The sequence below is a fragment of the Pedobacter steynii genome (assembly GCF_900103665.1).
In the GTDB taxonomy this organism is placed as follows: Bacteria; Bacteroidota; Bacteroidia; order Sphingobacteriales; family Sphingobacteriaceae; genus Pedobacter; species Pedobacter steynii.
Genome location: NZ_FNGY01000006.1, coordinates 551770 through 562236 on the forward strand (window position 1 = coordinate 551770; position 10467 = coordinate 562236).

Annotated in this window: 10 protein-coding genes; 9 read left to right on the forward strand and 1 reads right to left on the reverse strand. The window is 40.9% G+C overall.

The features are described 5' to 3' along the window. Nucleotides 1–14: 14 nt before the first annotated feature. Nucleotides 15–449 (reverse strand): GPW/gp25 family protein, encoded by a 435-nt coding sequence (locus BLQ87_RS19175; protein ID WP_074609939.1) that lies wholly within the window; start codon nucleotides 447–449, stop codon nucleotides 15–17. A gap of 152 nt (nucleotides 450–601) precedes the next feature. On the opposite strand from BLQ87_RS19175, the gene BLQ87_RS19180 reads away from it, so the two are divergent. From BLQ87_RS19180 to tssD, 9 genes are all read left to right on the forward strand, one after another. Next, on the forward strand, nucleotides 602–1120 hold the full coding sequence (locus BLQ87_RS19180) for a type VI secretion system TssO (RefSeq protein ID WP_074609941.1): 519 nt from the start codon (nucleotides 602–604) through the stop codon (nucleotides 1118–1120). Between the two features lie 5 nt (nucleotides 1121–1125). After that, nucleotides 1126–1614, forward strand: coding sequence for a type VI secretion system transmembrane protein TssO (locus BLQ87_RS19185; protein WP_172664873.1), 489 nt, complete (start codon nucleotides 1126–1128; stop codon nucleotides 1612–1614). 29 nt (nucleotides 1615–1643) lie between these two features. After that, complete coding sequence (locus tag BLQ87_RS19190; RefSeq protein ID WP_074609943.1) at nucleotides 1644–2588, forward strand: PKD domain-containing protein; 945 nt, start codon at nucleotides 1644–1646, stop codon at nucleotides 2586–2588. Between the two features lie 6 nt (nucleotides 2589–2594). Further along, nucleotides 2595–4952: a type VI secretion system protein TssR domain-containing protein gene (gene tssR, locus BLQ87_RS19195; protein ID WP_074609945.1), complete on the forward strand. Its 2358-nt coding sequence runs from the start codon at nucleotides 2595–2597 to the stop codon at nucleotides 4950–4952. Nucleotides 4953–4962: 10 nt separating this feature from the next. Next, entirely contained in the window at nucleotides 4963–7476 is a 2514-nt protein-coding gene (locus BLQ87_RS19200; RefSeq protein WP_074609947.1) for an ATP-dependent Clp protease ATP-binding subunit, read from the forward strand. Nucleotides 7477–7550: 74 nt separating this feature from the next. Beyond that, nucleotides 7551–7997 carry a hypothetical protein gene (locus BLQ87_RS19205; protein WP_074609949.1) on the forward strand — a complete coding sequence of 149 codons (447 nt, stop codon included), beginning with the start codon at nucleotides 7551–7553 and terminating at the stop codon, nucleotides 7995–7997. Nucleotides 7998–8035: 38 nt separating this feature from the next. Continuing rightward, entirely contained in the window at nucleotides 8036–9427 is a 1392-nt protein-coding gene (locus tag BLQ87_RS19210) for a DUF5458 family protein (protein WP_074609951.1), read from the forward strand. A 144-nt stretch (nucleotides 9428–9571) separates the two neighbouring features. Then, nucleotides 9572–10141, forward strand: coding sequence for an NAD(P)H-dependent oxidoreductase (locus BLQ87_RS19215; protein WP_074609953.1), 570 nt, complete (start codon nucleotides 9572–9574; stop codon nucleotides 10139–10141). A 180-nt stretch (nucleotides 10142–10321) separates the two neighbouring features. Beyond that, nucleotides 10322–10467 (forward strand): type VI secretion system tube protein TssD (tssD, locus tag BLQ87_RS19220; RefSeq protein WP_317048276.1); only part of this gene is annotated, 146 nt, incomplete at its 3' end.

A 10467-nucleotide genomic window follows, 5' to 3' on the forward strand; every position in this document is an offset into this window, starting at 1 on the left:
TAGAACAATTTGATTTAGCTGGATAATGGGCTTAAAAAGAGACCGGTGTTGAAATAATATTTTTCTCCTGTTATATTCATTTTTCCCCAGATAGAGATATCTACCTTTTTCTTAATTTCTGTAACATTTCTGATGGAAAATATCTTCTCTACCTCACTCATTTTAATTTCTACCTCTACCTGGTACAATCTGGGCTCATATTGCGTGATGGAGCGCAATAAGGATTGGCGGAATTTTTCTTCCCAGGTGGTTTCGCTTACAATTAACTCGAAATCCAGGTCCCAGATTTCACATCCGAAATTACGGTTGTGCCGATGTTCCCCATACCTCGTAAAAATGATGAGTTCTATGTTTTGAGAGATGGATTTTCCTATATCAGCCTCTTTCAAATCCTTGTTTTCGAAGATGTTTTTTAGTCGAAATGGTTTATTGTACAGGAAATCTGACATGGCGTTGTGCTTAAATGGAACAATAATTGGTAAAAGGTTAATCAATATTACGTCCAAAAAATGAAATAGGGTGACGTTAGAAGAAAATTATAAAAAAATGTTTTCGTATTTAAAAACTTAATGCAGCTCAATGCCAAACCAATCATCCCACTATGAAACCAATCAACGCTCAGGAACTTAGCAGATCTTACCGGCTCTTTGTTTTAAACTTTATCCTGCTTACTTCTTTTGCAATTCTTTGTGTATACCTGTTTTTTTTATCCTCAAAATTTGAATACCAATTGCTGGAAAAGGAAGTGAAGCAAACCGATATGCTGCTGGCCAAAAGAAAAGAAATCAATACCAATTTTGATATGATCTTGCAGCGCTTTCAACAACTTTCCAAATACACTTCTATTGGTTCTGCTGAAATGAACAATCAGGCGATCATGCTGGAAGACATTCAGAACAAAAATTTTAGGATCAGAGAAATTATCAAAGAGCAGAAATCTGATGCAAGTAGTTTTCAGCTGTACAAAAAGATGACCGATGACGTCGCACAGATGGCAGGGATTCAGGATTCTTTATTTGGAACGAAATTTCAAATCGCCAACCTGAAGAGTCAGCTGGAATCCTGCCTGAGAACAAATCAGGCCGCAACCAAGAAATTGAAATCAGGAATATTTAAATAAACACGATGATTAAACTGAGTATAAAAGAAAGAAGAGAACAGTTTTTGTTTTTTATCGGAATCTTCCTGTTTACCGCTATACTATTAAGTTTTGGCCTTTTCCACGACTATGGAGATGGTAGAATGGTGTCCAAACAGGATCTGGCAGATAAGTTGTCGCAAAACGCTGAATTTGAAGAAACGGTGAGAGACCAACGCGCTACAGTGGATACCACCTACAAACAAATCATCAAGTTCGATCCGGGGGTACAGGCTGTTTTCCTGGAGAATGACATCAAAAATTCTTTGAGCTCCATCAAGTCAAATTACGAAAGAAGGGCTTCAGATTTACGCTATAAAACATTTCTTCAAGCCTCACAATTGTACAATGACCTTTTTTACGATAGAAGAGAGCTGAAAGGAAATAACAATGATATGGAAGGATTAAACAATTCACTAAAGGATTGTAAACTCTCTACCAATCAGTTGAAACAAACCATGGGCAACCAGAAATAACCGAATAAAAACAATCAAACCACAAGAATATGGCCGACACGACTACCAATGGAAAATCAGTGAGCAGTAATTCGCAGGGATATATATTTCTGTACATATTTATTGCAATACTCGTTCTCGCAGCAATCATTTTTTTCTTTAAGAGCTCCGTTTTTGATAAACGTACTGTTGATGCAAGGATCTTAAAAGATGAGCTGTACCTAAATGAAGACCTCGTATTTACAGACAATACAAGAAATGCCAAAAAATGGCTATGGGAATTTGGTAATGGCGCCAAATCGAATACACAAAACGGAAGCTACCGCTATTTAAAATCCGGTTCTTATATCGTGAGATTAACTGTCGACGGAGAGCTGCGTGAGCAATTTCCAGTGAACGTAAGAGATACGGCAATGGCCGCAATAGACACTTTAGTGAGCATTAACGGACCTACATCAGGGGTGGTTAATGAGGAAGTGCGATTGGAAGCAGAAGGAAAAGCTGGTTTATATGAATGGGCTTTTGGAGAAACAGGACGCGTGGATGTGAAAGGAAGAACTGCATTGTATACTTTTCATGCACCAGGACAATACATGGTGAAGTTAAGCACCGATAAAGGACACAGACCTGTGTACCATACGATCTTTATTACGGATCCGAACGCGGTAATCGATACTGAATTGGTACTACCGGGAGAAGGAGAGCGTAAAGTAATTGATGACATCAGAGCAAGGCTGCAGGCCATTGCCAATGGTGCTGACTTTAACTCGAATTATTATTACCTGACCAGGAAATACATGTGTAACAGCGAAAAGGTTACGGTTGCTGTAGAACAGGACAACGTGAAAAAGTCCAGCGACTTTTATTCTTACTGTATGGGATTAACTTTTGGTGGTGAAATCGTTGTCGACGAAGCCCAGCTGACCATTAGCCCTACTTCTAACTGTGCCATCCTGGTAAATATCAAACAACATTCAGCCAAGACTGTAAAATAACCATCTATGAAACGAATGATCTCCCTATTAGTACTCATCACCCAAACTGCTTTTGTTATGGCACAGTCGCCGGCAGCATTTGGGAAGAAAGTGAAATATATGCCTAAGGCTTTCGAAAAGCCATCTGCCAATACCGATTTAAGCACCGAAGGCAAAACGACAAACTTACCCTGGATCGTTTTCTCCGACAGGGATGAAAATTATACCACAACCGCTCCGGGCGGAAGTCTGATCATGAAGAAATTGAACTTCATGGAGCCTTTTTATGTATCCAAAGAAGAAAACGGATACCTGAAGCTGATCAAGTATAAAGCTGGAATGATCAGGGGCAGAAAGATCAATGATAAAAAAAGCGCGATCAGCTATGGCTGGATTCCGAAATCAAAGCTGTTGCTTTGGCAGCGTTCTTTTTCCAATCAGAAATCCGGCTATCCGGAGAAATCTATCGCCGTCATCAATGGTAAAATGCCAATGACGGAATCAAAGTTCTATTATGACAATACGGATTCTGCTTATGTTTACAATTCTCCGGAATTGAAACAACGTTCGGCAAAGGTGAGGCTTCATGAGATCTCCTACATTTTCAAAAAATCTGAAGATGGAAAGAAATACCTGATTGGAAATGAAGATCAGCTCGTAGCGGATAGCGCAAGAAAAAGTGTTTATGGCTGGATTGCAGCAGATGCGGTGCACAACTGGGGAAACAGGTTGTTCATCTCTCCTTTACAGATCAACTCTTACGAACAAAGTGATTCTGTAGCTTTTGCCCTGCATGGCGTACATATGGACCCGCTTCTGGGAACCAACGATGTGATCCTGAGAAGTTCTCCGGTAGTTGCTGAGGAAGGGAACGGACGTTATGTATTGGGTACTGCTGCTGATGTATACAATAAATCAGACAATAAAGTCATCACGATCAGCGGTTCAGCATTGCCTTACCTGAGCTATCTTGACCTGAGAAAGAACATCCATAAGATCAATGTGGTTTTTGTAGTAGATGGCGGAAGTCCGATGACAAGGTATTTCTCCGGACTGACGAACACGATTCAGTCATTTGAAAATGTTTTCAATGAATATGGTAAAAAACACAATTTAAGCTATGGCGCTGTGGTTTACAGAGATGGTGTAAGTTGTGCATCTACCGGGATTTTAAGTTCTCCATCTTTATCTCCGGATTACAGAACGCTGATGTCCTTCCTTTCCAAAGAAGCGAAGAAAACAGAAGGATGTAATGGACGGATCGCTCATCAACCAGTTTATGATGGAATTAAAGCAGGATTAAACCTGTTGAAAAATCACCATAATGAAACAAACCTGATCGTATTGATTGGAAGTACCGGAAATGAAAGTTCTACTGCTTATCGTTTGAATCAGCTGACGGAAGATTTTGCTCAGGTAGACGCGAGGTTACTGGCCATCCAAATGTATAGCGATTACGATCAGTTGTTTAACAACTTCGTATTGCAGTCTAAGAAATTAGTATCTGATGCAGCGGTTTATGCGGCAGACAGAAAGAAAAGATTTTTGGTAAAAGGAGAAGGATTAAATAGTACACAGGCTTACAATACGAGTAAACTGGATTCCATTTCTTACTACCTGGATTATCCTAAAAACAGTTTGATTCAGGGTGGGGTAGTTTTCCCAACTAAAGGATCGGTAAATTCTGCAGAATCGATGAACATTGCCCTGAAACGTTTCATCAAAGAAACGGATATGGACATCAACAGCCAGATCAGCTCTTTGGATAGCGCTTTCCGCTTAACAGGTATAGCGCGTAAAAACCTATCTGTTACGGTAGAGTCGCAGCTGGAAGCTCCTGTTTACGGTGATGTAGCAGATAAGATGCCGCACAATGCGTTTAAATATTACATGACCAATTCTGTTGCGGAAGATATCGTAGCAAAGAACAAATCGTTGCTGCAATACTCGGTGGTCTTAAATACAATGGAATTTAAGCAATTGAACGATATCTTTTCTTTGATGATCGGACAGAACCTTCAGCCGGACCAGTCGTCCTTCAGAAGTAAACTGGTAAAGAATTACATCAATATTCAGCGTCAGTTGTTAGATATGGACATCTCCAACAGCGATATCAGGAAAATGAGCCTGGCAAAATATTTTAAGACCGTAACGGGCTTACCTGTACAAAACGAGCTGTTGAACAAATACACGGTAATTGATCTGAAAAGAGGAAGCAAAATGCCGCAGCTGGATTTTGAGAATTATTTGAAATTCCTGATCAGCTCAAGTGAGCGCATCAAGAGGAGTACTCAGGTTGGTCAGCAGTTCATTTCCAATGGAAAGACGTATTACTACATCACAGAGCAGAATTTTATTGCTCCTGTTGAAAAAGAAACCCCTTAGCATTTAGATTATGAGTCTTACAAATATCAGTGAATCAGTAAAGCTAGCCATCAGGGTTGCACAATCCCTGGCTAAGGAATACCATAACCCGGAATTTACTGCGGCACACCTGTTAAAAGGGTTGATGCATAAAGACGTGGGATTGAGACAGTTTTTGTCGTCCATAGGGAAAGATGAGGAATATATCAGTGAATGGGCAGAAGTAAGAATTGAAGAGTTGGATAAAGCAGCCTCGGCTCCTGATGAAGTAAAAGGTAGTCGGGAGATCGCAAAGGTTTTTGAAGAAGCCGACCATATCCGGATTAAACTCGGGCTGGACCTGATTACGCCGGTATGTATCCTTACTGCATTGTGTAAGCCTACGATAGGATTTAAACCGGATGAGCTGAAATCATTTCCGATCAAAGAAAGAGAATTACTGGATCTGTACATCAAAGATGAAGAGATTCAGCAGGTTGTTTCGCCTGGAGGATCGGGTAAGGAGGCAAAAGCTTCGGGAGCGGCCTCGGCTCTTCATAAATACTGTATTGACCGGATTGCCCTTGCCAGAGATGGAAAGACGGATCCGATCATCGGCAGAGACCGGGAAGCAAGGATGATCATGGAGATTCTTTGCCGGCGGACCAAACCGAATGTGATCATTACCGGTGATGCAGGGGTAGGTAAAACCGCATTGGTAGATGGCTTTGCGCAGGATATCATCGCTGATAATGTTCCTGAACTGCTCAAAGGAGTTCAGTTGTTTGAGTTGGATCTGGGTTCATTGATCGCAGGAGCTTCTTATAAAGGAGAGATTGAAGACAGATTGAAGAATATCCTGAAAGAGATCAAGCAATTTGATAAAGCGGTGCTGTTTATCGATGAGATCCATACCCTGCTTGACAATAAAGGTCCTATTGGTGGCGGGGTGGGCAATTTGCTCAAACCGGAGCTGGCGAGAGGAGAAATCACCGTGATCGGTGCGACAACGATTGATGAGTACCGTAAAATTATAGAACCTGAACAGGCTTTCAGCAGAAGGTTTGAAGTGCTGCAGGTCAACGAACCGAATGAGGCTTCAGCCATTAAAATGCTGGAGAAACTGAAGGAAAAATATGAGGACCACCACCAGCTGAAAATTCAGCCGGACTCTATCCCTGAATGTGTAAGGCTGGCAAAACGTTATATGAAAGACCGCCGCCTGCCGGATTCGGCCTTTGATTTACTGGACCGGACCATGGCTGCCATGAAAATGATGAACGATACTTCTGATAAAGTTTTGGAAGAATTATCGGTCAGACTTGGTGAACTGGAAATTTCGGAAGAAGCGGAAGAAATCAGACTGGCGGATTATCGCTGGTTGTACAGTCAGCTGATGGACAAGGTAAGTCCTGTACTTCTTGGTCAGCTGACCGATGAAACACAGGTAGAAGCCTTTGAAGCGATCGAAGAGTACCATGATTACCTGAGCAAGAACCTGGCGGCATTAAAGCTGCTGGCGGAACAAAAAACGGATGAAGTGCATAAACAGGACATCGCTTCTATCGTTTCCTATAAAACCGGAATTCCTTTAGGAAAGATCCAGGCTCAGGAAAAAGAAAAACTCCTGAATATGGAGCAGTTTCTGAAGAGAAGGGTAGTCGGACAGGATCAGGCTTTAAGGGCGGTTTCTGATGCAATCCTGGAATCCAGAAGTGGGTTGAATAAAAAAGGACAACCAATCGGATCATTTTTCTTATTGGGACCAACCGGAACAGGTAAAACGGAGCTGGCCAAATCTATTGCCGAGTTTCTCTTTAATGATGAGAAAGCAATGATTCGCTTTGACATGTCCGAATTCAAGGAAGAACATTCTGCGGCCTTGCTGTATGGTGCGCCTCCGGGATATGTGGGCTATGAAGAAGGTGGTTTATTGGTGAACAAAATCAGGCAACAGCCGTATTCGGTCCTGCTTTTTGATGAGATTGAAAAAGCACACCCTTCGGTATTTGATACTTTCCTTCAGATTTTAGATGAAGGACATATGCACGACAGGTTAGGTAAAGAAGGTGACTTCTCCAATTCCCTGATCTTATTTACTTCCAATATCGGAAGTGAGTGGATTGCTGAACAGGTGGCTAAAGGAGAGATTCCTACATCGCAGCAGCTGATGGAAATTATGGCCCGGCATTTCAGACCTGAATTTTTAGCGCGTTTATCGGAGATTGTGCCTTTTGCGCCGATCTCAGAGCACAATGTAGTGCGCATCTTTGAAATTCAGTTGAAGAGCTTAATCGAGGCGCTGGACAAACAAGGCATAGCTTTTGAGATAGAGCCGGAAGCTGTTAAGATGTTGGCTTTGAGTGGATTTACGCCTAAGTATGGGGCCAGACAGTTGTCGGGAGTGATCAGGAATGAGCTGAGAAGGCCAATTTCCAAATATATCATCTCAGGAGAATTGAAAAAAGGAAACCTGATTGTGATTAAAAAGCACGAAAACGAGGAGCGCCTGGAATGGGAAATTATCGAACAAAGTGCGGTAACTGAACTGGAAAACAAAATATAAGTAAATAATGTTTTCTTAATTAAATTCAATATTTTTAGTAATAAAAAGATCTTAAACCCTTAAATATCAATACTATGTTTAACTATGAAATTGGTGGTAACGAAAGAAAAATAGATACCTCCGAAGCGTTTGCAGACATTGCCTATAATAAAACTTTATTCATACAAAAGCTGACAGATAATGATCCCATCAAACCTGAAAAAGTGGAGGGTTTAAAAACTGTACAGGAAGTTTTCAACCATTATAAGCCGAAGGTGAACGTTGCATTTGAAAGAGAAGATGGATCTACCACACCGGAAACCCTTCATTTCAGCAATCTGGGTGATTTTGCGGTAAAACACATCATCAATCAAAGTACCCATCTGAGCAATGTAAACATCGAAAGGGAAATGTCCCTGAATGTGATCAAGCAACTGAAGTCGAACAAGACTTTGAAAGCTACGCTTGATGATGAAGAAACAAAAAGTGCTTTTATCAGTGCTTTGAAAAATTTTGTTGCTGAATTAGAAGAGAATAAATAATTCAGTAATCCACCAAAGAACGATTTAAAAATATTAGCATGGCAACTCCAGAAGAACAAAAAATAGCACAGGATTCATCACAGGAAACGGCATTTAAGCCGGCGGAAAAGCAGAGTAAAGAGAAACTTTCCCTTCAGGATAGTTTGGATAAACTGGCAAGAGTAGGTGGTTTTGATCTGTTGGAAGCAACAGTAGACGGTTTACAGAACTTAAACCCGGAAAGAAAAGCAAGAAAGCAGATCTTCCTGACCGGTGATGAAAAGAAAAAGGAAAGAGATGAACTGAAAAAGAAAATCCAGCTTTGGATTGATGTATTGGAGGATTCTGATTCTGTAGCTTCTATGGTAGATAAGAGCACAGAGAAATTAAAAAATGCAGAAGAAAACCTGAATAAGAACATTGCTTCTGCATTGGAAAGTACCAGAGAACTGGAGCAGGCTTACCGTTCGGTGAACTTGTTCTATCAAAATACGGAAGCAGACAAAGTGAAGAATGTGATCATGATGAATGCTTCCATGGACCAGATCAAAGATCTGGACAACCCAAGGTTTATCGATTATGTAAGCGATGAGCTGAAACAAAAATACGATAGACTGGATCTTCGCGAGAACTACTCTTTAATGGTAATCCCGGGATATATGGGCTCCAATAAAGTAGTAGAGAAATGGAGCAAGATTGCTTATGAAAATAAAGCGATGCTGGTAACTGATTTCGCGGATCTTGATCAGCCGGATGATGTCATTGACTTGTTTACTGCGGCGAACTTAACCGGTGGTGATGCTTTCAAATCAAATACGATCATGACCTGTAACTGGTTGGTAGGAAGAGGAAAGGTTGCTGAAGTAGGTGAAGAAGACGATTTAACCGTACCCGGATCTGCAGCTTTGGCTGGTAAGATGTATTACACCCTGATGTCGCAGGTAACTGCAGGTAAAAAACATGGTGCCATCAATGATGTGGATGGAGTGAAGTTTGACCTGAAGAAAAGTGAAATTTCGCACCTGGAAAGAATTGGTTTGGTACCGATGGTAAACGAGTATGGAAAAGTAATGGCCTTCTCAGCTAAAACCTTATTCAACGGGGATAACATTGGGCTGCAGACTTATTCGGTAGTACGTGTGTTTGATTACGTGACCAAAGTATTGTTCGACTTCCTGAACAGAAGGGCTTTTGAAAACTGGACTTCTAAAACAGAACAGGACCTTCGCGGACAGATCGTGAAATTCCTGGATGGTATTCAGGGACCGGAGCGCCTGATCGAGCGTTTTAAAATCATGCGTTTTGAGCGTGATGAAGTGCAGAAAGATAAAATCCACCTGGACATTCACATTACTCCTTATTTCCCGGCAAAAAGTTTCGTTGTGAAACTGGATGGTCAGAAAGGGGAGGATGAGGAAACTACCTGGAGCTCAGAATATGCACAGCAGTAGCTAATAATTTTTTTCTTTTTTAAACAATGTCCGGACAGATTTAATAAATCTGCTCCGGATTTTTTTTTAAGCCGGATTGCATTTCCTGACTTAACAATTTCTTTATAATTTAGCACCTCAATGTTTACTTAGGCCGGGGAATAAATGAAACAAGTATTGATCATCAATGGTGATCCTGAAAAGACCGCTGCGACAAGCCACCTGATCCAGGCCTACCATAAAGGAGCCGCGGATGCCGGTGCACATGTGAAGGAAATTGCAATTATTGACCTGATCTTTAATTCCAATAAGCAATTCAATAACCGGGTTCCTGAACTGGAGCCGGATCTGAAGCGCGCATTGGATATGATCATGTGGGCAAATCATGTCGTTTTATTCTGTCCGGTATATTTATCGTCGATCCCTACCAGGATTAAAGGTTTCTTCGACAGGCTCTTTATGCCTGACCAGGTTTTTGTGTCCAAATTCCAGAACATCAGCAATAACTTCAGCGGCAAGTCAGCACGCATCATCTCCATTCTGGACGAAGAAACTTTTGAGTATTGGAAACAAGACAAGAAAGTCACTTACCTGTCTATAAAAAGAAACGTTTTTGAAAATTGTCGTTTTCATCCGGTCCATACCAGTACAATTGGTCAGTTGTATTCCCTTGAGAATGATTACAGTAAGAAATGGCTGAGAAAGTTAGAGAGCTTCGGTTCAAAAATGATGTAAGATCCGGAAATCTTTAGATTTTTATTTTTTCAGAAGGAAAATGTCTTATTGCGCTATAAAGTGGCTTTTGAAAATGTTTTTATTTTTTTTCTGATATATCGTTGATTATTAGGTAATAGTGGCAAACTTTTTGACGTTATAGGAGTAGTTAATTAAATAACAACCCTAAAACCAAAAGTTATGGCTTTCAAAGCAAGATTAGACTTTTCGGGCAAGGAGTACGATGTACTTCACTGTGCCTATTCCCTAAACCGTGATGTAGATGCAAAAGGAAGACCTTCTTCCGGAGTGTATGGTGGAACGATCGATATCGAGATCGAATCAAC